The following is a 19,261-nucleotide window of genomic DNA, read 5'->3' as shown; positions in this document are numbered from 1 at the left end:
TGGATCGCTGACATTTGCCGCGAGTGTGTCGTGATGCCGGGGAAGGACGAACCATGCTTCTGAAAACGCCATCAGCTTCGCTTGCGGTTGCCTTTGTGCTGGCGTTGGCCGGCGGAAGTGTTGGCGTGCCTTTCGTGGCGCCGAATTACGGAGGGCTGTTCGGTATCGGAGTTGCACTGGCCGACGACGACGACGGTGGCAGTGACAGCAGCGACGATAGCGATAGCAGCGACGATAGTGACAGCAGCGACGATAGCGATACCAGTGATCCCGATGATGGCGACGACGATGATATCGATGGCGATGGCGTAGCGGACGACCGCAGGGGCGGGGATCGGTCGAATCGTGCCAGCAGGCGTGCTGCCCTGGCTTCTCGCGTGGTTCAGGTCGATCGCCAGGCACCTCGGCAGATCGTAGCACTTGGCCTCGACGATGCAGCGATAGCCGAGCTTACCGCGACCGGATACTCAGTTCGAGATCGCAGGACGGTTTCGATTGCCGGCGCCGATATGGTGAGATTGGCAATTCCGCGCGGGGTGACGCTTGAAGCTGCGCGCGCGCGCGTGGCCGGTGCTGCGCCCGCTGCGGCGGTGGACCTCAACCACTTTTATCGGCCAGATGGCGCCCATGCCGAACCGTGCGGTGCAGACAATTGCCTAGCCCGCAACGTCGTCGGCTGGCCCGAGGGTGCCGCGATGCCTGGCCGATGCGCCGTGCCGACGCGGATCGGCCTCATCGATACGGCCATCAATTCCGGCCATCTGGCTTTCGTAGGCGCCAAGGTCGAGACGATCCGCCTGGAGGCTGGCAATCTGCCTGACTCAGGACGCCAGCATGGCACCGCCGTGGCTGCACTGCTTGTCGGCTCGGCTGAAAGCCGCACGCCCGGCCTGGTGCCCGGAGGCGAACTCATTGCGGTGGATGCCTTCCATCGTGGCGCGGGCAATGATGATCGCTCGGCGGTCTATGACCTTGTCCGCGCGATCGACCTGCTGGCGGCTCGTGGCGTGAAGGTGATCAACATGAGCCTGACCGGCCCTCCCAACCTGCTGCTCAAGCAGGCGATCGAGAGGGCTGCCGCACGTGGCATCGTGCTGGTGGCGGCGGCTGGCAATGATGGACCGCGCGCAGCACCGCTCTATCCTGGAGGTTACGACGGCGTGATTGCGGTGACGGCGATCGACCGGAGCAAGAACCCCTACCGCCGCGCCGGCGCCGGCGACCATGTCGACATCGCTGCGCCGGGCGTTCAGGTGTGGACCGCCGCTTCGATCAAGGGCGCCCAATCGAAGACGGGCACCTCTTTTGCGGCACCGTTTGTAACTGCGGCGGCTGCAATGATGCTGGCTGCGAATCCTGAATTGAAGGCAGCCGATGTCGAAGGGCTGCTGCAGCAGTCGGCCGAGGATCTGGGCAAGCCGGGCAAGGATCCGGTCTTTGGCTGGGGGCTGCTGAACGCTCGTACCATCTGCGGGACTTGAAGCGGACCGACCACCTTTCTCCATCTGAGCAGCCGAAAAAAGGAAGCCGGTGCGGGCCCGCAGCGGCTTTTTCTTTTGCCGTGGATATTGTTCCTTGGCGGCTCAAGTGAGCAATGTCTAAGCGTTGCATTAGCGAAAATCAGAATAATCCAGGGCTGTCCGTTCTGAAGCCGGCGTCATTCATGAAATGGTCATCGGACATTCATGGGTGCGGAAAGTCAAATCATAACGCATTGTTTTATATAGTAATTTTCAGTCTTCCTGATCGCATGAAAAAAATCGCCTGCGGCGGAATAGAGTCTGTTTACGTCCGTTCTTCCTGACGTCGCCGCCATCGCGGCGGAAAAGTCAGGAGATCGAATATGCCATTCCTCTATTCCCCAGCGCCCTTGGGCTGCTTGTCATCGGGCCCACGCGCCTCGACCTGCCCAAGCCTACAAGTCTGTGTCCAGGGGAGGTCGAAATGACACCGCAGGTACTGCAGAACCTCTTCGTCATGGAATTCGTGCGCTTTGCCGTGGATGTTGCCGGCATGTCGATCCTGCTGTTCGGCATGTACTACCGGCGCTATCGCGACAAGGAACTCGTCACCGCCGCGGCGCTTTTCAACATCTTCGTTTTCGCGGTCCTCACCGTGCTCTCGGTGGTCGATTTCGGCGTGGCAGCCGGTTTCGGACTGTTTGCGATCCTGGCGCTTTTCACGCTTCGGTCGGAGCCGCTCAGCAAGACGGAGATGACCTATTTCTTCGGCAGCGTCGCCATCGCGGTAATTTCATCCGTGCAGGGAACCACGATACCGTTCGCGGCCGCGACCGTGCTGTTCGTGCTGATCGGCGCCTATGTCATCGACCACCCGAAGATGCTGCAATCCGTCAGCGGCACCAAGGTTTCGCTCGACAAGATCCATCTGGCGCTGCTGTCGGATCCGGTGGCGATGCGCGCGGAACTGTCCGCGCGGCTCGGCGTCGACGTGCTGTCCTACCAGGTCCTCCAGCTCGACTACATCACCGAAATGGCGAAGCTCAATGTCCATTATCGCAAGCACTGACACCTGGCTGGAGCGTGGCTTCCTGCCCATCAGCCTTTCCCAGCTGAACGGCAAAGCCGCCATGCTCGAGCGGCTGGACAACAAATACGTCGTCGACGCCACAGTGCTGAAGCACGCCGCCGGCGACCTGGCACAGGCTTTCGACATGCTGGAAATCGACGGGCTGCGGGCCTTCACCTACGAGACCTGCTACTTCGACGATGCAGACCGTCGCAGCTATTTCGACCATCATCAGGGCAGGCGCCAGCGTGCCAAGGTCAGGGTGCGCCGCTACGCCGAGGCCGGCCTGTGCTTCCTTGAAGTCAAGCTGAAGGACAAGCGCGGCATCACCGTCAAGAAGCGCCTCGACCGGGACCTGTCGAAGTTCGGCGTTCTGGACGATGCGGCCATCGCCTACATCGACGATGTGTATCGAGCCCAGTACGGCCAGCCGTTTCCGCACCAGCTGTCCCGCGTCATCGACATGCGCTACCGGCGCATGACGCTGGTCGCCAAGCAAGGCGGCGAGCGCATGACGATCGATTGCGGCCTGCAGTTCTTCACCCCGGACGCGCAGCACACGGTCGATGATGGCCTGTTCATCGTCGAGACGAAATCGGCCAACGGCAATGGCGTCGCCGACGCCATACTGAGGGCGCTGCATCAGCATCCGACGAAACGATGCTCGAAATATTGCGTCGGCACCGCGCTGCTCAATCCAGGCACCAAGCACAACAAATTCCTGCCGGCCTTGCGCAAGCTTGGCGGCTTCCCGAGCCGCGGGGCACAGCCCCTGGCTACCCAACAATAGGAGAGAATGAGATGACCAACAAAATCATGCCCGCGCTGCTTCTGTGCACCTCAGTGCTCGCACCCGTATCCTTTGCGGCGGCACAGTCGCCCACTTTCGCGCTGACCTTGCTTGACAGCAAAGCCGGCCCGGCCAGCGGTCCGAACGGCCACAATGTCAACGAGCTGTCCGGCCTTGCCTGGGATGCGGACGACAAGCTGCTCTATGCGGTTTCGGACGACGGCGTGCTGCATCACTTCCGCGTCGAAATCAAAGACAACAAGATCGCCAGCATGGAACCGGTGTTTTCGGTGCAACTCGCTACTGGAACGACGCCCGCCCTCGTCAACGCCGAAGGGCTCGCCGTGGTCAATGGCGAGAATGGCGTGCCATCCGACGGCGAACTCCTCGTCGCGTTCGAGGATGGCCCCGCGATCCATCGATTCAAGCCGGACGGCATGCCGGTCGAAGCCGTGGCGCTGCCGGGCACCTTGTCGGATGTTGCACAGTACAACGAACCGAACAGTCGGCTGGAAGCGGTGGCCGCCACGAGCGACCGCGGCATCGTGACGGCTCCGGAGGAGGCGATGCAGGGCCAGCCCGGCGACACGCACACGATCTACGGCCTGGATGGCGGACGCTGGACGTTCCCGACCTTCCAGCCGAAGCGAAGCAATCTGAAAGCCATCGAGACGATGCCCGGTGGCCAGTTGCTGGTGCTCGAACGCACGCGCGAAACCAAGGGAGGTCCCAGCATCGGCCGGCTGCGCGTTGTCGACCCGCAGGCCTGCGCTGCCGAGACATGCACGGCCACGGAACTGGATGCGGGGGCCAGCACGCTGCTGAACGACAATTTCGAAGGCATGGCCCGTCTCACCGACGAGCTCTATCTGGCTGTGACCGACAAGACCAAGAAGGAAACGCCGTCGACGCAGTTTGTCCTGTTTTCGGTCAGCAAGCCGGACTGACGTCGCGGCGGCGAAGTCACTTGATCAATGGACCGACCCGGCAGGCATATTGTTGCCTGCCGAAAATCATGAGTAACGCCGTTCCGGTGCCGCTCGGTTCGCGACTCCCGATGTCGCTAACAAGTCAAAATGACGCTTTGGCAGCCGAAAACGCCGTGTGCGAGCCCTTCACCCAGGGCTTCGGGCCTGTCCCGCAAAATTTCCGACATCCTGCCAGATCGGTAAAAGTCAATCTATTCAACGTTGTTCTGCCTTGGCCCAACGTTGTGGTGCGGCATGTGCGCGCGGCTTCGCTTGACAGCAATTTAAGTTTGTCTGACATTCCTCTGGGGAAATTAATTTCCCGCACAATGAAGCCGAAAACGGCCAGGAGGAGGAGGAGAATGGAAGCGACATTAGCCCATCGAAGCGGAGATGCGACGCTTGAGCAGCGCATCGACAAGATGCACAGGCGCGATCGAGCGGGCCTCGTGATTTTTGTTGTGGTGCTGTGGTGCACCATGTTGTTCGCGCTGTTCAGCGTCTGGTCCTACATCTCGCTGCCCGCCATCCGCGTGATCCTTTCGATCGCCTGCGCGCTGGTGCTGACGTTCAACACGGCGGCCATCGTCGCCATGCTGCGCCACTACGTCGAAGACAAACACTTCATCTATGGCCTTGACCTCAAGCATCTCGACGAGATGCGGCGTCGCCGGGGCTGAGGAAACGCACAATGGCTTACAAACCTCCAAAGCAGGGCCTCGCGGGCCAGATTTTTGACGTCTTGACTTTGCTCGTGCTCACAATCGGAGCGCTCTACATTCCGCTCTACCTGGGCCTCGCCGGCGCCGCCAAAGTGCCGAACCCGATCGCCAACCCGACCTGGGAAGCGCTTGGCCAGAACGCCACCGAGCAGCAGCAATGGGCAGCACTCGGCATCACCGATCCGGCAGCCGCCAACGACATCATCACCGCTCGTTTCGACTACAGCTTCAGCTGGGTCGCGCTGATCGTCATGGCCGTGCTGGTCATCGGCTACTTCGTCATGGTCGTGCGGCTGTCCGACAAGGAATATCGCGAAGTCATCGAAGAACGCTTCGGCAAGAAGCGATAGGGAGAGGCCACAATGGATACCTGGAACATCCTGGAATACGTGGCCTGGGCACTCTCAGCCATGTTCGGCGTGCTGATGCTCATCGACCTCATCCGCATCGACACCACCTACGACAACGAACTGCTGATCTCTTCTCGCGAAGGCGAGATCGAGGCGACGGCAGAACGCCACGAGATCTGAGGGGACGACGATGGCAAATGTAACTTCAACGGCGGCGGAGCCTGAACGGCTTCAGCTGCTGCGCGTCCTCGGTCCGGCCCATATCTGGGCGCTCGGCGTCGGCATCGTGCTCGTCGGCGAATATATGGGCTGGAACTTCTCGGTCGGCAAAGGCGGCATGATCGCCGGCCTCGTCGCCTGCTGGGTTGCCGGCCTGCTCTATACCTGCGTCGCCATGATCGACTCCGAAGTGACCTCGACGGTCGCTGCGGCCGGCGGCCAGTATGCCCAGGCCAAGCACATCGTCGGCCCACTGATGGCCTTCAACGTCGGCCTGTTCCTGGTCATGGCCTACACCATGCTCGAGGCTGCCAATGCGATCACTGTCGGCTTCCTGCTCGACACGGTTGCGGGCATGCAAGGGCATTCCGGGCTCAACCAGCAACCCTTCATCATCCTCGCCATCATGTTCCTGGCGTGGCTCAACTATCGCGGCGTGCTGGCGACGCTGACCTTCAACCTGGTCATCACCGCAATCGCCTTCCTGGCGATCATCACGCTGTTCATCTCCGTGCAGTTCGGCGCGTCCAACGTGCCGCTCGACTTCTCGGCGGTCACCACCGATCCGCTGCCTTATGGCTGGGTCGGCATCGTCGCGGCGCTGCATTTCGGCCTCTGGTACTATCTCGGGATCGAGGGTACCTGCCAGGCGGCCGAGGAAGTGCGCTCGCCGGCACGTTCGCTGCCCTACGGCACCATGGCCGGCATCATGACGCTGCTGATCGCGGCGACCATGACCTGGTATGTTTGCTCGGGCCTGGTGCCGTGGGAATATCTCGGCCAGGCCGGCACTCCGCTGTTCGATGCCGCTCGCGTCACCGGCAGCACCGGGCTGATGATCCTGCTGTTCGTCGGCACCACCTTCGCCACGCTGGCGTCGGCCAATGGCTGCATCAACGACGCCTCGCGCGCCTGGTTCTCGATGGGCCGCGACCGCTACCTGCCGAGCTGGTTCGGTGCCGTGCATCCGGTCTACCGGACGCCTTACCGCGCCATCGTCTTCCTGGTTCCGATCGCGCTCATCTTCGCGCTCGGCGCACCGCTCGACCAGGTCGTGACCTTCTCGATCCTGTCGGGTCTGCTCGGATACACCTTCATGACCTTCAACATGGTGATGTTCCGCAACAAGTGGCCGCTCGACACGATCAAGCGCGGCTATGTGCATCCGTTCCACCCGCTGCCGACGATCGTCCTGCTGATCCTGTGCTCGACCGCCTATTTCGCCGTCTTCCTCGGCTATGGCACGCAGCTCAGCGCGATGATGTGCTTCTACATCGTGGCATCGCTCTGGTTCCATTTCCGGCGCTACCAGTTCGTGCGCCGCGGCGACCAGTTCACCATGCCCTGGCCGAAGCCGGTCGGTTACTGACCATCCAAGGAATGGCGGCGCGGACCTCGCGCCGCCATTTTCGCAACAAGGCGGCCCCCCAATGCTCACCACCATTGCCCTATCAGTCTTCGCCGCGGTTTCTTGCGGCTGGATGGGCGTGTGCGCTGTTCGCGACCATCGCGCGGCACTGGCCGAGCGCAAGAGCCTGCTCGACGACGCGGCGAGGCTGTTTGCCAGTTCCCGCATCACTTTCGGGCCCGACCATTTTCCTGTTGTGGTGGGCCGGCTCGACGACGGCAGGCAGGCCAAGATCGAACTCATTGCCGACACGATGGTCACGCGCCGGCTTCCCCAGCTCTGGCTCAGGGTCACACTCAGCGAACATCGTACCATCCAGCGCCCGATCATCGGAGCGCTGGCTCGTCCGACCGGCGCCGAATATTATTCGCTCGTCCACGACATGACGGACTGGATCACGCCTCCCGAGACGGAGGCTTCGCTGCTGATGCGCGGCGACGGCCGCGCGACGGCCTGGCAGGCCGAGCGGGTCTCGGCACTCTTCCAAAATCTGTTTGCCGATCCAACGGTCAAGGAAGCCGTCATCACCCCGGGTGGCACCCGTATCATAAGGCAAGCCGCGCAAGGCGACCCTGGCGCACATAAGGTGCTGCGGCAGGCGCGCTTTCCGCTAACATCGATCCCGGCCGAACTGGTGCGGGTCGCCCTTGCCGAAGCCGAGGCGCTGAGCGCCGTACTTGCCGAAGACGAACACGCAGTTTCGGCCTGTGAAGCAGCCTGAGGAAAATCGATGGCCAAGCCGATCAATCCCTATCTCGTGCTCGCCCTGGCGATCGTCCTGCCGGGGGCCGGCCACGTCGCGGTGCGCGATCCCAAGCGAGGGCTCGCCTTCGCATTCTTCGTCGTCCTGTTCGCGGTGATTTCCTACGCCACCACAACGCCCGAGACGTCGTTCATCGGCCGTCATGCCGGCGGCCTGTTCGTCTGGGCGCTGTCGATCCCCGATGCCTATCGCCGCGCCCGCCTGCTCAGCGTCATGGCGCCAAAGGCCTGATTTATCGGCCCGTTATCCGGCAATCGCGGCGCTCAGCCAGTGCATCGAGGCTGCCGGCGTTGGGGCAGAAATCCCGATAGGATCTTTCGAACTCTCCCGTGGAAAGCCGGTCGCTGCAGAGGCGTCGTACTGAGCACATCATGCAGGTCCGGCGCATGTCGCGGTTCCATACCGGGTAGCGGTTCTCGAAGGCCTCTGCATCGATACCCCTGGATTTGACAGCCTCGGGCAGGAGGACCTTCGAAGCGAAGGCAACACGCATGGACTGCCTGAAATCCGACTGCGATAGCCCGCACTCCGCGAGCATGCGCTCGCCGTCATTGCCCAACTGGCTGATCTCCTGCAGCGCGGCACTGCGCTGGCGCCAATCCTTGTAAAGGAGCACGGCTGAGCGCCAAAGTTCGTACGCTTGCGGTATCCCACTCATTTTCTGCAACCTCCCGATACGTGAGGAGACCCTCACCCTGCGCAACTGTGGCAGGCCGGGCGGCGGCATTCCTTGTGCTGGATCAAACTGGCGATCAAAAACGAAAAAGGGGCGGATTGCCCGGCGAGCAATCCGCCCCAACAGAGGCCCTGCGTGAAATTGCCTGTCAGGCGGCGGTCTGCGAGATCACGCCGCGACGGATCTGGTCTTCCTCGATGGATTCAAACAGCGCGCGGAAGTTGCCTTCGCCGAAGCCCTCGTCGCCCTTGCGCTGGATGAACTCGAAGAAGATCGGCCCGATCACGGTCTTGGAGAAGATCTGCAGCAGGATCTTGGTCGTGCCGCCGTCGACCACGCCTTCGCCGTCGATCAGGATGCCGTGCTTCTTCATGCTTTCGATCGGCTCGTCATGACCGTGCACGCGGTTGCGCGACTTCTCGTAATAGGTGTCGGGCGGGCCGGGCATGAACTTCAGGCCCTTGCCGGCGATCCTGTCGGTGGCGGCATAGATGTCGTCGCTGCCCACTGCGATGTGCTGGATGCCTTCGCCCTTGTACTTCCTCAGATATTCCTCGATCTGGCTGGTGTCGTCCTTGGACTCGTTCAGCGGGATGCGGATCTTGCCGCAGGGCGAGGTGATGGCGCGGCTGACGAGGCCGGTGATGCGGCCGTCGATGTTGAAGAAATGGATCTGCTTGAAGCCGAACAGCTCGCGGTAGAAGTCCCACCACTTGTCCATGTTGCCGCGATAGACATTGTGGGTCAGGTGGTCGAGGAAGTAGAAGCCGACGCCCTCCGGCTTCGGATCGGCCTCGCCGAGCCAGTCGAATTCCGCCGCATAGGCCGAGCCCTTGGCGCCATATTTGTCGACGAAATAGAGAAGCGAGCCGCCGATACCAACGATGGTCGGCACGTCGAGCGCCTTGTCGTTGCCGGTGTAGGGCACGGCACCCTTCGACACCGCGTGGTTGAAGGCGTGCTTGGCATCGACCACGCGCCAAGCCATCGAGGCAGCACACGGGCCGTGCTCGTCGACGAAGCGCATGGCGTGGCTGCCGGGCTCGGCGTTCACGATGTAGTTGATGTCGCCCTGGCGCCAGACGGTGATCTTTTTCGCCTTGTGACGGGCGACCGGCTGATAGCCCATGCGGGTGAAAAGCTCTTCCAGCTTCTCGGGCTCGGGATGGGCGAATTCGACGAACTCGAAGCCGTCGGTGCCGGCAGGGTTGTCGGCGCTGATCTTGGCAGGCGGCGCGTCGTGCGGAAACGGACCCATGGAAACTCCTCCTCGGAAACTGACTGACGCATATTGTGCTCCCATTTCGATGCAATGTGCTTGCATTCTGACGCCGTATGGGCCGATCTATGCGCGATACGCGCATGAAGCGGGAGAATCATGCAATGGCTGACGGTCTCGACCAGTTCGACCTCAAGATCCTGCGCGAACTGCAGCGCGATGGCCGGCTGACCAATAACGAGCTTTCGGAAAAGATCGCGCTGTCGGCGTCGCAGTGCTCACGCCGCCGTGCTCGGCTGGAGGCCGACGGCTTCATCCGCGGCTACCAGGCCATGCTGGACCGCGAGAAGCTGGGGCTGGATTTGCTGGTGGTGGTGGCTGTGACGCTGGCGACCCATAATCGAGACAACGCGCGGCGCTTCGCGCAACTGGTCAACGATCTGCCGGAAGTGCTGGAGGCCTATTCGCTGACCGGCGAGATGGACTACCACTTGCAGGTAGTGGTTCGCGGGCTTTCCGACCTGTCGCGCTTCGTCAACGAGGTGCTGTTGCCGCATGACGCGGTCCAGCACGTCAAGACGTCGATCGTGCTCACGACATTGAAGAGCTTCGGCGGGCTGCCGATCGGGTAAATCAGTTAGGTCTTCGCCAACAACGCCCGCTCGACATCTGCCAGTCCTGCTTCGATGCGCTCGATGGCGCCGGCGCCGAGTACCTGTTCGAGGCTCGCCTGATAGGTGCGCGCGAGGTCGGCGATCTCGCGATAGGCCTTGAGGCCGGCGGCAGTCAGTTCCAGGTGCTCCACCCGGCGGTCGGCATCGTCTTCCGTCCGTTTCAGCCAGCGCCGCTGTTCCAGTTCGCGCACGGCACGGCTGACCTTCGTCTTGTGCATGTTGGAATGCGCCCCGACCGCTGTCGCCGTCATCCGCCCGGCGCTGCCGAGTGCGGCGAGCGTACGCCATTCCGGACGGGTCATCTGGTAGCGCTGCTTGTATTCGCGTGCGAAGCTCAGGCTGATCAACTCGGCGGCGCGGTTCAGCCGATAGGGCAGGAAGCTCTCGAGATCGAAGGACGGAGGCATCGAACAGCCTTTGATAGTTACAAAATCAACGGTTACAATTGCAACCAATTCGACGATCTCATGTGCTGACGGGAGGTGCAAGCCATGCTGGACAAAACCGACAAGCAGGCGGGGGCCGCCACGGCCTTGAAATACATGCCCGGCTTCGGCAACGACTTCGAGACCGAGGCGCTGCCGGGCGCCCTGCCGCAGGGCCAGAACAGCCCGCAGAAATGCAATTACGGGCTTTACGCCGAGCAGCTGTCAGGCTCGCCGTTTACCGCGCCGCGCGGCACCAACGAGCGCTCCTGGCTCTACCGCATCCGCCCGAGCGTGCGCCACACCAAGCGGTTCTCGGCCGCCAGCTACCCGCACTGGAAGACCGCACCTTGCCTCGACGATCATTCGCTGGCGCTCGGCCAGCTGCGCTGGGGACCGCTGCCTGAGCCCAAGGACAAGCTCAACTTCATCCAGGGCATACGCACCATGACGACGGCGGGCGATGCGATGACCCAGGTCGGCATGGCGGCGCATGTCTATGCCTTCAACGACGACATGGTCGACGACTATTTCTTCAATGCCGACGGCGAATTGCTGATCGTGCCGGAGGTCGGAGCGATCCGCATCTTTGCCGAAATGGGCATCATCGACGTCGAGCCGTCGGAGATCTGCCTGATCCCGCGCGGCATGATGTTCAAGGTCTCGCGCCTCGGCGACGGTGAACTGCGGCGCGGCTACATTTGCGAGAATTACGGTGCCAAGTTCACGATGCCCGACCGCGGCCCGATCGGCGCCAACTGCCTCGCCAACCCGCGCGACTTCAAGACGCCGACGGCTGCCTATGAGGACAAGGAAACGCCTTGCCGCGTGCTGGTCAAATGGTGCGGCAAGTTCCATGTCACGGAGATCGGCCACTCGCCGCTCGACGTCGTCGCCTGGCATGGCAATTACGCGCCGTTCAAGTATGACCTGCGGACCTTCTCGCCGGTCGGCGCCATCCTGTTCGACCATCCCGACCCGTCGATCTTCACCGTGCTGACGGCGCCGACGGAGGAAGCGGGCACGGCCAATGTCGACTTCGTCATCTTCCCGCCGCGCTGGCTGGTCGCCGAGCACAGCTTCCGACCGCCCTGGTATCATCGCAACATCATGAGCGAGTTCATGGGCCTGATCTATGGCCAGTACGACGCTAAGGAGGAGGGCTTCGTGCCCGGCGGCATGAGCCTGCACAACATGATGTTGCCGCACGGGCCCGACGCCATGGGTTTCGAGAAGGCGTCGAACGGCGAGCTCAAGCCGGTCAAGCTCGACCACACCATGGCCTTCATGTTCGAGACGCGCTTTCCCCAGCAGCTGACGAAATTCGCCGCCGAGCTGGAAACATTGCAGGACAACTACATCGATTGCTGGGATGGTCTCGAGCGCAAGTTCGACGGCACGCCAGGCATCAAGTGAAGACGGGAACACCATGAAACTCGCGACGCTGAAAGACTCCACCCGCGACGGCAGGCTTGTCGTCGTCTCGAAGGATCTGACCCGCTGTTCCGAGGTTGGCCACATCGCCCGCACGCTGCAGGCAGCACTCGACGACTGGGCTCATGTCGGGCCGCGCCTCGCCAATGTCGCCGAAGGCATCGAGACAGGCAGCCAGCCGACCATGCGCTTCCACGAGCATGATGCAGCTTCGCCCTTGCCGCGTGCCTATCAGTGGGCCGACGGGTCTGCCTATGTGAACCATGTCGAGCTGGTGCGGAAGGCACGGGGCGCCGAGATGCCGGCAAGCTTCTGGACCGATCCCCTGATCTATCAGGGCGGCTCGGACTCGTTCCTTGGCCCGCGCGATCCGATCGTCATGGCCGACGAAGCCTCGGGCATCGACCTCGAAGGCGAGGTCGCCGTCATCGTCGACGACGTGGTGATGGGCGCTTCGGTCGAAGAGGCACGCGATGCCATCCGGCTTGTCATACTGGTCAACGACGTGTCGCTGCGCGGCCTGATCCCGGCCGAACTGGCCAAGGGTTTCGGGTTCTTCCAGTCCAAGCCGTCGACGGCGTTTTCGCCTGTCGCAGTCTCACTAGATGAGCTGGGCGATGCCTGGGACGGCGGCAAGCTGCATCTGCCGCTTTTGGCCAGCATCAATGGCAAGCCGTTCGGCCGTGCCAATGCCGGCGTCGACATGACCTTCGATTTCGGCCAGCTCGTCGCCCATGCCGCGAAGACACGGCCGCTCGTGGCAGGCACGATCATCGGCTCGGGCACGGTATCCAACAAGCTCGACGGCGGACCTGGCAAGCCGGTCACCGAAGGTGGCGCGGGCTATTCCTGCATCGCCGAGATCAGGACGATCGAGACCATTGAAACAGGGTCTGCGAAGACGCCGTTCCTGAAGTTCGGCGACCAGGTCCGCATCGAGATGCACGACCGTTCGGGTCACTCGATCTTCGGTGCCATCGAGCAGACTGTGGCGAAATACGAGAAGGCTTGAGCCGTCATGAGCGAGTCTGTCCTGTTCGATTATTGGCGCTCGTCTGCGAGCTACCGCGTGCGCATCGCGCTCAACATGCTGGGCGAGCAATTTCGTTCGGTGTCCGTCGACTTGCTGGCCAAGGGCCAGAAATCATCGGCGCATCTGGCGCGTAACCCGCAAGGGCTCGTGCCGGTGCTGGAGATCGACGGCCACGCCTTCACCCAGTCGCTGGCGATCATCGAATACCTCGACGAGACGCGGCGCGCTGGCTTCCTGCCGTCCGATCCTGTTGGGCGCCAGCGCGTGCGCCAGCTGTCCTACGCCATCGCCATGGAAATCCACGCGGTCTGCAACACTGGCGTGGTGGCCGAATTGATGCGGCTCGCGCCGGACGGCGAGGCTGCGCGAGATGCCTGGATGCAGAAGTTCATCGGTGATGGCATGGCCGCCTTCGAGAAACTGCTCGACCATCCCTCGACCGGGCAATTCAGCCATGGTGACACACCGACCATGGCTGATTTCTGCCTGGTGCCGCAGGTCTACAACGCGCGGCGCTGGAACATCGACCTGTCGGCGATGCCGCGTGTTCTCGACATAGCTAGTCGGTGCGAGCAACTCGACGCTTTCGCCAAGGCCCATCCCGACCGGGTCAAGCCGTAGCCCTACCGCATCCGCCAGGCCTGGGTGCGCTTGATCAGCGCCTTGGACAGGAACATGTGGATCAGGCGAGCCGCCGCGTTGGTATAGAAGATCATCATCGCCATCGCGGCCGCCGGCGCCACGTCGCCTGCGTCGTCCATGTTGAGCACGGCGACGGACGCCAGTGTCGTATCCTTCGAATAGAGGAACACCACTGCCGACACGGTCGTCATGGCATTGACGAACATGTAGATCGAGATGTCGAGGATCGCCGGCAGGCAGACCGGAACGGTGACGCGGGCAAACAGCTTGTAGAAGGGCTGCTTGAGCGACGCGGCCACCGGTTCGAATTCCTGGTCGATCTGCTTGAGCGCCGTCAGCGCGGTCAGGTGGCCCACCGTGTAGAAGTGGGTGATGGTGCAGACCACCAGGATGGTCATGGTGCCATAGATGGCGTGCAGCGGATTGGCTGGATCGTTGAAGAAGAAGATGTAGGCGAGGCCCAGCACCATGCCCGGCACCGCCATGGGCAGCATGGCCAGGAACTGGAATGCCGTGCGCCCGCTGCGGAAGCCGTCGGTCTTTTCGACCATGTAGGCGCCGACAAAGATGATGACCGTGCCGATGGCCGCCGTCAGCGCGGCCAGCCGGATCGAGTTGTAGTAGGAGCCCCAGCCGCCGCCGTCCATGCGGTCGAAGGCGAAGTGCTTGAGGCTGAGGCTGAGGTCATAGGGCCAGAGCTTTACCAACGCTGCGAACTGGCTGGTCACCATGATGCCGAGGATGAAGATGGCGACAAGCGAGCACCAGGCAAAGCACAGCGTGTCGAAGCCGCGGTTCGGATTGGGCTGGTAGGGCACCGAGCGGGCCGACAGCAACGCTACCTGCTTCTTCGTCACCATGCGGTCGACGATGAAGGCGGCGATGGCCGGAACGAGCAGGATGACTGAGACGACAGCGCCCATCTCGAAATTCTGCTGGCCGATGACCTGCTTGTAGATGTCGACGGCAAGCACGTTGTACTGGCCGCCGATGACCTTGGGCAGGCCGAAATCGGTGATGACGAGCGTGAACACGACAAAGGCCGCCGAGATCAGGCCGTAGCGCGCACCGGGGATGGTGACGGTCCAGAATGTGCGCCAGCTGCTGGCCCTGAGCGAGGCTGCCGCCTCGTAGTGGCGCTGGTCGGAGATTGCCAGCGCTGTCGATATGATGAGCATGGCGTGCGGAAATGCAAAGAAGACCGAACCGACGACAATGCCGAGCGGCCCGTAGATCGGCACGCCCATCAAGAGATCCTTGAGCAGGCCTTGATTGCCGAAGAGGTAGATCAGCGCAATGCCGGGCAGCAACGACGGTACCAGGATCGGCACCATTGCTACCAGCTTGAAGGCATCCTTGAAGCGCATGCAGCTGCGGTTGAGTGCATAGGCGAAACCGAAGGCGAGCCCGACGGTGACGATGGTGCTGATGAAGGCGATGAAGACCGAGTTCTCGATAGAGCGGAACAAAGTCGGGGTCGAGAAATAGGCAACGTAGTTCTCGAAGCCTAGCGCCCGCGACGGCCGCAGCATCACGCGGCGGAAATCATTGGACGTCAGTTCCTGCCATTCCGTGCCCGATTGCAGCTTGAGGCCGACGAGATATGCAGCATCGGTAGTCGTGCCGCGGATCTTGTATTTCACCGGGCTGCGGAAGCTGAAGTCCGGGAAGAAGCTGGTCGCCTGGAGACGGCCGTCCGAATTGGTGGCGAGCTTGGCCGGGGGCACTGCATTGAGTGCCTTGTTTAGCGCTTCCGCCGTGGTCGGCTTACTCCAGTTGCCGTCCTTGTCGGAGACCTGGAACTCGAACCTGGCGAGGTCGAAGCTGTAGGTCGAGAACGACTTGGACAGCATGATCGCGAGCGGGGCCGCCAGCGCGACCACGAGATAGAGCGCGATCACGACCATCAGACCGCGCTTGATCAATTCGTCACGGTCGAGCCTGAGCCTGAGCGCGCGGCCGACTGGCAGGGCGGTGTCGATTGTCATCGCCATGTCAGGCGCCCCGGGGGTAGATCAGCAGCCTCTCGGCCGGCAGCTCGACGGTAAGCTGCACGCCTTCCGTCAGAGACAGGCGGCGGGCGGCATTGATGGAGAAATCTGCGATCAGTGTTTCGTTGCCGAGCGCGTGGCCGTGCAGCCGGGTCCGCCAGAACGAGCCCAGAAATTCCATCTCGCTGATGGTGACGTCGATGGTGTTGGTGGCAGCGCCGTTGGCAAGCGAGTTGATGGCATGGGGGATGACGTCCTCCGGACGGATCGCGGCGATGACGGGCGCGCCGTCATCGAAGCCGTGCTGCGTGCAGCTGAAGCTTGCCGCGCCGAAGCCGACGGCGGCACCATTGGCCGCCTTCGCCTCGAACTTGTTGGCCTCGCCGATGAAGTCGGCGACGAACAGCGTTGCCGGGTGGCGGTAGATCTCTGTCGGCGTGCCGATCTGCTCGATGACGCCATGGTTCATCACCACGATGCGGTCGGCCATCGACAGGGCTTCTTCCTGGTCGTGGGTGACCATGATGGTGGTGACGCCGAGCTTGCGCTGCAGTTCCTTGATTTCGTGGCGCAGATGGGTGCGCACCTTGGCATCGAGCGCCGACAGCGGCTCGTCGAGCAGCAGCAGGCCGGGCGAGATGGCAATGGCGCGTGCGAGTGCAATGCGCTGCTGCTGTCCGCCGGAAAGCTGCGCGGGGTATTTGTTGCCCTGGTCGGCCAGGCCGACGAGCTTGAGCAGTTCGGTGACGCGGCTGTCGATTTCGGCGCGCGGGCGCTTGGTGTTTTCGAGGCCGAAGGCGATGTTCTTGGCGATCGTCAGGTTGGGAAACAGCGCGTAGGACTGGAAGACGATGCCGTAGTCGCGCTGCGACGGCGGCAGCGCGGAAACGTCCTTGCCACCTTGATGGATCGAGCCGCGCGTCTGCAGGTCGAGGCCGGCAACCGCGCGCAGAAGCGTGGTCTTGCCGCAGCCCGATGGGCCGAGGAAGCAGACGAACTCGCCCTCCCTGATGTCGAGCGATATGTCCTTCAGCGCATGGAAGTCGCCGAAGGCTTTCCAGACGTTTGCGATCTTGAGATAGGCTGGCTTCACGTTCAGGCTGGCGGCGGTCATGGCGCTCACTTCAGTCGGAATTCGCGGCTGCCCGGCGAGGGTTTCGTGTCTCATCGTAACCATCCGGATTGGGGGCAAGGGCGCGGGCGCTGCACTAGGCAGCGCCCGTCTGTCGAGGCGGCTATGTCAGCTCTTCGGCTCGGACTTCGAGTCGTAGCGCTTGGTCCATTCCTCGAGGATGGTGTTTCGGTTGTTGGCTGCCCATTCGAAGTCGTTCTTGATCATCTTGCCTTCGATGTCGGCGGGCAGGTGCGGCACCGGCTTGGCGACGCCGGGCATGGCCACGACCGCATAGCCGACATTGTACATCTCATTGGCCTTCTTCGAGACCGACCAGTCGAGCAACGTCTTGGCGGCTTCCTCCTTGGCAGTGCCTGCGACGATGGCCGACGCCTCCATGTCCCAGCCGATACCTTCTTCCGGGATGATGATGTCGATAGGTGCGCCTTCGGCTTTCGACTTAGCGGCGCGGAATTCGAAGGAGATGCCGATCACCGTCTCGCCGGCGGCCGCCATCTTGCATGGCTTGGAGCCGGAATGGGTGTAGGCGGCGACGTTCTGGTGCAGGCCGTCCATATAGGTCCAGCCATCCTTCTCGCCGAATAGCTGCAGCCAGCTCGATACGTCGAGATAGCCGGTGCCCGACGAAGCCGGGTTCGGCATCACGACATGGCCCTTGTATTCAGGCTTGGTGAGGTCCTTCCAGCTCTTCGGCGCGGTCAGGCCGAGCTTGCCGCCCTCGACGGTGTTGAAGCAGATCGATGCCGCCCAGGCATCCATGCCGACCCAGCTTGGCGGGGTGTCTGTGTCGACGAAATTGGGCTTCAGCTGGTCGGCGCCTTTAGGCGCATAGGCTTCCAGCATGCCTTCGGACTTGAGAACCAGAAGCGAGGTGGCGGCGAGACCCCAGACCACGTCGGCCTGCGGATTGTCCTTCTCGGCCAGCAGCTTGGCGGTGATGACGCCGGTCGAGTCGCGGATGAAATTGAGCTTGATGTCGGGGTGGTCCTGGTTGAACGTCTCGGCGTAACGCTTGAGGTCTTCAGCCTCGATCGCCGTGTAGACGGTAAGCTCGGTCTCCGCCCAGGCAGCCGAGGACATCAGCATGGTGGCAACAGCAGCAAGTACGAAGTTTTTCTTCTGGTTCATGGATATCTGGCTCCCATTTGAATCGCTTAGGCACGTTCTGATTGGGAGAGGTTTGAGCCGGGATGCGCGTGCCGCGATTGCCCCGATTGCGCCTCGTCCAAGGCTGATACTGGGAACGAGGGGTCAATAAGTAAAATCTATTCTTTTTATGATACTGTAGCCTCAGCTTATGATCTGCATGCCTGTGTATCAGGCATATGACCGGGCGGTTGCCGGGAGATGAAACAGTCAGGAAAAAGCCAGAGCAACGACGCCGCAGGCGACGATCACAGCTGAGACGATACGTGCCTGCCATGGCCTCTCGCCGAAGATGAAGAGGCCGATCAGCGCAGCGATGATGACGCTCGATTCACGTACGGCGGAGACAGCTCCCAAGGGGGCAATGGTCTTGGCGTAGATGACAAGTCCATAGGCCGTGACCGCACCGAGCCCGCCGATCAGCCCGAGCCCGATCGTGCGGCGATCGATGATCCGGATGGCGCCGCGCCGGCGGAAAAGCACGAACAACGTGACCGGGAATTCGAGCAGGAACAGCCAGCCCATATAGCCGAACGGACTGTCGGACAGGCGCACACCGATGCCGTCGATGACCGAATAAGACGCGATCAGCATGCCGTTGATGGCCGCGGCGCCCACGGCACGTGGATCGGCGTTCGCTGCACCGCGCTGGAAGGCGAGGAAAGCGATCCCGAAGGTGACGGCGGCAAGCCCAGCCCAGCCCAGCGGCGGTAGCGTCTCGCCGATCATCACATAGGCGCCGAAGGCGACAAGGGCCGGAGCCAATCCCCGCGCGATGGGATAGACCTGGCTCAAGTCGCCGAGCCGGTAGGACTGGAACAGGAAGACGTAGTAGCCGTAGTGGATGACAGTGGAAAGCAAGATGTAGATCCAGCTTTCCATCGATGGCGACGGCGCCGACAAGACCAGCACCGTGCCGAGCGTGGCATGGGTGGCCGAGACGGCGGCGAGAACGACAGCGCGATCGGTCGCCGCCTTGACCACGGCATTCCAGCTGGCGTGCAGGAATGCCGCGATCAGGACGATGGTAAGGGCAAAGCCGGACATGCGTTCAGGCTTTCAGGGCGGTCAGGGGAAGAAGGGATCGAGGCGAGACCCTGGTCAGGCGACGCTTCCTGGAAGTCGGCAGCAGCATTT

At 62.3% G+C, this 19,261-nt stretch carries 21 protein-coding genes; 14 read left to right on the top strand and 7 right to left on the bottom strand.

The window, feature by feature from the left end:
- Window positions 1-53 precede the first annotated feature (53 nt).
- From WHT83_RS25570 to WHT83_RS25525, 10 genes are all read left to right on the top strand, one after another.
- The gene (locus WHT83_RS25570) at window positions 54-1,481 is read left to right on the top strand and encodes a S8 family serine peptidase (protein ID WP_341878476.1); all 1,428 of its coding nucleotides are present in this window, start codon (window positions 54-56) and stop codon (window positions 1,479-1,481) included.
- Between the two features lie 532 nt (window positions 1,482-2,013).
- Window positions 2,014-2,529, top strand: coding sequence for a DUF4956 domain-containing protein (locus tag WHT83_RS25565; protein WP_183264015.1), 516 nt, complete (start codon window positions 2,014-2,016; stop codon window positions 2,527-2,529).
- Window positions 2,507-3,319, top strand: a complete 813-nt coding sequence (locus tag WHT83_RS25560) for a polyphosphate polymerase domain-containing protein (protein WP_183263983.1) — start codon at window positions 2,507-2,509, stop codon at window positions 3,317-3,319. Before WHT83_RS25565 ends, WHT83_RS25560 begins: the two co-directional genes overlap by 23 nt.
- 11 nt (window positions 3,320-3,330) lie before the next feature.
- A complete protein-coding gene (locus WHT83_RS25555) occupies window positions 3,331-4,266 on the top strand; it encodes an esterase-like activity of phytase family protein (RefSeq protein WP_341878475.1) in 936 nt (311 codons plus the stop codon).
- 383 nt (window positions 4,267-4,649) lie between these two features.
- Window positions 4,650-4,967: a hypothetical protein gene (locus WHT83_RS25550; RefSeq protein ID WP_108610232.1), complete on the top strand. Its 318-nt coding sequence runs from the start codon at window positions 4,650-4,652 to the stop codon at window positions 4,965-4,967.
- 11 nt (window positions 4,968-4,978) lie between these two features.
- Window positions 4,979-5,359, top strand: a complete 381-nt coding sequence (locus WHT83_RS25545) for a hypothetical protein (RefSeq protein WP_183263981.1) — start codon at window positions 4,979-4,981, stop codon at window positions 5,357-5,359.
- Between the two features lie 12 nt (window positions 5,360-5,371).
- Window positions 5,372-5,539, top strand: coding sequence for a hypothetical protein (locus WHT83_RS25540; protein ID WP_108610234.1), 168 nt, complete (start codon window positions 5,372-5,374; stop codon window positions 5,537-5,539).
- 10 nt (window positions 5,540-5,549) lie between these two features.
- Window positions 5,550-6,947, top strand: coding sequence for an APC family permease (locus tag WHT83_RS25535; RefSeq protein WP_108610235.1), 1,398 nt, complete (start codon window positions 5,550-5,552; stop codon window positions 6,945-6,947).
- Window positions 6,948-7,008: 61 nt separating this feature from the next.
- A complete protein-coding gene (locus WHT83_RS25530) occupies window positions 7,009-7,707 on the top strand; it encodes a hypothetical protein (protein WP_108610236.1) in 699 nt (232 codons plus the stop codon).
- Between the two features lie 9 nt (window positions 7,708-7,716).
- The gene (locus WHT83_RS25525; protein WP_108610237.1) at window positions 7,717-7,980 is read left to right on the top strand and encodes a hypothetical protein; all 264 of its coding nucleotides are present in this window, start codon (window positions 7,717-7,719) and stop codon (window positions 7,978-7,980) included.
- Window position 7,981: 1 nt separating this feature from the next.
- On the opposite strand, the gene WHT83_RS25520 is transcribed toward WHT83_RS25525, so the two are convergent.
- Window positions 7,982-8,407 (bottom strand): hypothetical protein, encoded by a 426-nt coding sequence (locus WHT83_RS25520; RefSeq protein ID WP_268738146.1) that lies wholly within the window; start codon window positions 8,405-8,407, stop codon window positions 7,982-7,984.
- 166 nt (window positions 8,408-8,573) lie between these two features.
- Window positions 8,574-9,683 carry a 4-hydroxyphenylpyruvate dioxygenase gene (gene hppD / locus WHT83_RS25515; protein ID WP_341878474.1) on the bottom strand — a complete coding sequence of 370 codons (1,110 nt, stop codon included), beginning with the start codon at window positions 9,681-9,683 and terminating at the stop codon, window positions 8,574-8,576.
- Window positions 9,684-9,808: 125 nt separating this feature from the next.
- On the opposite strand from hppD, the gene WHT83_RS25510 reads away from it, so the two are divergent.
- Entirely contained in the window at window positions 9,809-10,276 is a 468-nt protein-coding gene (locus tag WHT83_RS25510) for an Lrp/AsnC family transcriptional regulator (protein WP_108610379.1), read from the top strand.
- 5 nt (window positions 10,277-10,281) lie between these two features.
- On the opposite strand, the gene WHT83_RS25505 is transcribed toward WHT83_RS25510, so the two are convergent.
- Window positions 10,282-10,725, bottom strand: a complete 444-nt coding sequence (locus tag WHT83_RS25505; RefSeq protein WP_341878473.1) for a MarR family transcriptional regulator — start codon at window positions 10,723-10,725, stop codon at window positions 10,282-10,284.
- 84 nt (window positions 10,726-10,809) lie between these two features.
- Here WHT83_RS25505 and hmgA point away from each other — a divergent pair, with 84 nt between their 5' ends.
- Genes hmgA through maiA form a run of 3 tightly spaced genes read left to right on the top strand, consistent with a single transcriptional unit; the run spans window position 10,810 to window position 13,831 of the window.
- Window positions 10,810-12,159: a homogentisate 1,2-dioxygenase gene (gene hmgA, locus WHT83_RS25500; protein ID WP_341878472.1), complete on the top strand. Its 1,350-nt coding sequence runs from the start codon at window positions 10,810-10,812 to the stop codon at window positions 12,157-12,159.
- Between the two features lie 13 nt (window positions 12,160-12,172).
- Window positions 12,173-13,189 (top strand): fumarylacetoacetate hydrolase family protein, encoded by a 1,017-nt coding sequence (locus WHT83_RS25495; RefSeq protein ID WP_341878471.1) that lies wholly within the window; start codon window positions 12,173-12,175, stop codon window positions 13,187-13,189.
- Between the two features lie 6 nt (window positions 13,190-13,195).
- On the top strand, window positions 13,196-13,831 hold the full coding sequence (maiA, locus tag WHT83_RS25490) for a maleylacetoacetate isomerase (protein WP_341878470.1): 636 nt from the start codon (window positions 13,196-13,198) through the stop codon (window positions 13,829-13,831).
- A gap of 2 nt (window positions 13,832-13,833) precedes the next feature.
- Here the strand turns inward: maiA and WHT83_RS25485 are convergent, their stop codons facing one another.
- The 4 genes from WHT83_RS25485 to WHT83_RS25470 all read right to left on the bottom strand — a co-directional run bounded on the left by WHT83_RS25485 (window position 13,834) and on the right by WHT83_RS25470 (window position 19,171).
- The gene (locus WHT83_RS25485; RefSeq protein ID WP_341878469.1) at window positions 13,834-15,846 is read right to left on the bottom strand and encodes a putative 2-aminoethylphosphonate ABC transporter permease subunit; all 2,013 of its coding nucleotides are present in this window, start codon (window positions 15,844-15,846) and stop codon (window positions 13,834-13,836) included.
- 1 nt (window position 15,847) lies between these two features.
- Window positions 15,848-17,011 (bottom strand): putative 2-aminoethylphosphonate ABC transporter ATP-binding protein, encoded by a 1,164-nt coding sequence (locus WHT83_RS25480; RefSeq protein ID WP_183263972.1) that lies wholly within the window; start codon window positions 17,009-17,011, stop codon window positions 15,848-15,850.
- A gap of 72 nt (window positions 17,012-17,083) precedes the next feature.
- Entirely contained in the window at window positions 17,084-18,106 is a 1,023-nt protein-coding gene (locus tag WHT83_RS25475) for a putative 2-aminoethylphosphonate ABC transporter substrate-binding protein (RefSeq protein ID WP_108610246.1), read from the bottom strand.
- Window positions 18,107-18,334: 228 nt separating this feature from the next.
- Window positions 18,335-19,171 carry a DMT family transporter gene (locus WHT83_RS25470; protein WP_268738140.1) on the bottom strand — a complete coding sequence of 279 codons (837 nt, stop codon included), beginning with the start codon at window positions 19,169-19,171 and terminating at the stop codon, window positions 18,335-18,337.
- Between the last annotated feature and the right edge of the window lie 90 nt (window positions 19,172-19,261).

The sequence above is a fragment of the Aminobacter sp. P9b genome (assembly GCF_045345995.1).
GTDB classification, from domain to species: Bacteria; Pseudomonadota; Alphaproteobacteria; order Rhizobiales; family Rhizobiaceae; genus Aminobacter; species Aminobacter niigataensis.
The sequence above is the reverse complement of the archived record's forward strand: the minus strand, read 5'-3'. Positions and strand labels throughout refer to the sequence as shown.

Excerpts from the sequence above, each read along its gene's own strand:
- WHT83_RS25570 (WP_341878476.1), top strand. The coding sequence starts at position 54 with ATGCTTCTGAAAACGCCATCAGCTTCGCTTGCGGTTGCCTTTGTGCTG.
- WHT83_RS25565 (WP_183264015.1), top strand. The coding sequence starts at position 2,014 with ATGTCGATCCTGCTGTTCGGCATGTACTACCGGCGCTATCGCGACAAG.
- WHT83_RS25560 (WP_183263983.1), top strand. The coding sequence starts at position 2,507 with ATGTCCATTATCGCAAGCACTGACACCTGGCTGGAGCGTGGCTTCCTG.
- WHT83_RS25555 (WP_341878475.1), top strand. The coding sequence starts at position 3,331 with ATGACCAACAAAATCATGCCCGCGCTGCTTCTGTGCACCTCAGTGCTC.
- WHT83_RS25550 (WP_108610232.1), top strand. The coding sequence starts at position 4,650 with ATGGAAGCGACATTAGCCCATCGAAGCGGAGATGCGACGCTTGAGCAG.
- WHT83_RS25545 (WP_183263981.1), top strand. The coding sequence starts at position 4,979 with ATGGCTTACAAACCTCCAAAGCAGGGCCTCGCGGGCCAGATTTTTGAC.
- WHT83_RS25540 (WP_108610234.1), top strand. The coding sequence starts at position 5,372 with ATGGATACCTGGAACATCCTGGAATACGTGGCCTGGGCACTCTCAGCC.
- WHT83_RS25535 (WP_108610235.1), top strand. The coding sequence starts at position 5,550 with ATGGCAAATGTAACTTCAACGGCGGCGGAGCCTGAACGGCTTCAGCTG.
- WHT83_RS25530 (WP_108610236.1), top strand. The coding sequence starts at position 7,009 with ATGCTCACCACCATTGCCCTATCAGTCTTCGCCGCGGTTTCTTGCGGC.
- WHT83_RS25525 (WP_108610237.1), top strand. The coding sequence starts at position 7,717 with ATGGCCAAGCCGATCAATCCCTATCTCGTGCTCGCCCTGGCGATCGTC.
- WHT83_RS25520 (WP_268738146.1), bottom strand. The coding sequence starts at position 8,407 with ATGAGTGGGATACCGCAAGCGTACGAACTTTGGCGCTCAGCCGTGCTC.
- hppD (WP_341878474.1), bottom strand. The coding sequence starts at position 9,683 with ATGGGTCCGTTTCCGCACGACGCGCCGCCTGCCAAGATCAGCGCCGAC.
- WHT83_RS25510 (WP_108610379.1), top strand. The coding sequence starts at position 9,809 with ATGGCTGACGGTCTCGACCAGTTCGACCTCAAGATCCTGCGCGAACTG.
- WHT83_RS25505 (WP_341878473.1), bottom strand. The coding sequence starts at position 10,725 with ATGCCTCCGTCCTTCGATCTCGAGAGCTTCCTGCCCTATCGGCTGAAC.
- hmgA (WP_341878472.1), top strand. The coding sequence starts at position 10,810 with ATGCTGGACAAAACCGACAAGCAGGCGGGGGCCGCCACGGCCTTGAAA.
- WHT83_RS25495 (WP_341878471.1), top strand. The coding sequence starts at position 12,173 with ATGAAACTCGCGACGCTGAAAGACTCCACCCGCGACGGCAGGCTTGTC.
- maiA (WP_341878470.1), top strand. The coding sequence starts at position 13,196 with ATGAGCGAGTCTGTCCTGTTCGATTATTGGCGCTCGTCTGCGAGCTAC.
- WHT83_RS25485 (WP_341878469.1), bottom strand. The coding sequence starts at position 15,846 with ATGGCGATGACAATCGACACCGCCCTGCCAGTCGGCCGCGCGCTCAGG.
- WHT83_RS25480 (WP_183263972.1), bottom strand. The coding sequence starts at position 17,011 with ATGAGACACGAAACCCTCGCCGGGCAGCCGCGAATTCCGACTGAAGTG.
- WHT83_RS25475 (WP_108610246.1), bottom strand. The coding sequence starts at position 18,106 with ATGAACCAGAAGAAAAACTTCGTACTTGCTGCTGTTGCCACCATGCTG.
- WHT83_RS25470 (WP_268738140.1), bottom strand. The coding sequence starts at position 19,171 with ATGTCCGGCTTTGCCCTTACCATCGTCCTGATCGCGGCATTCCTGCAC.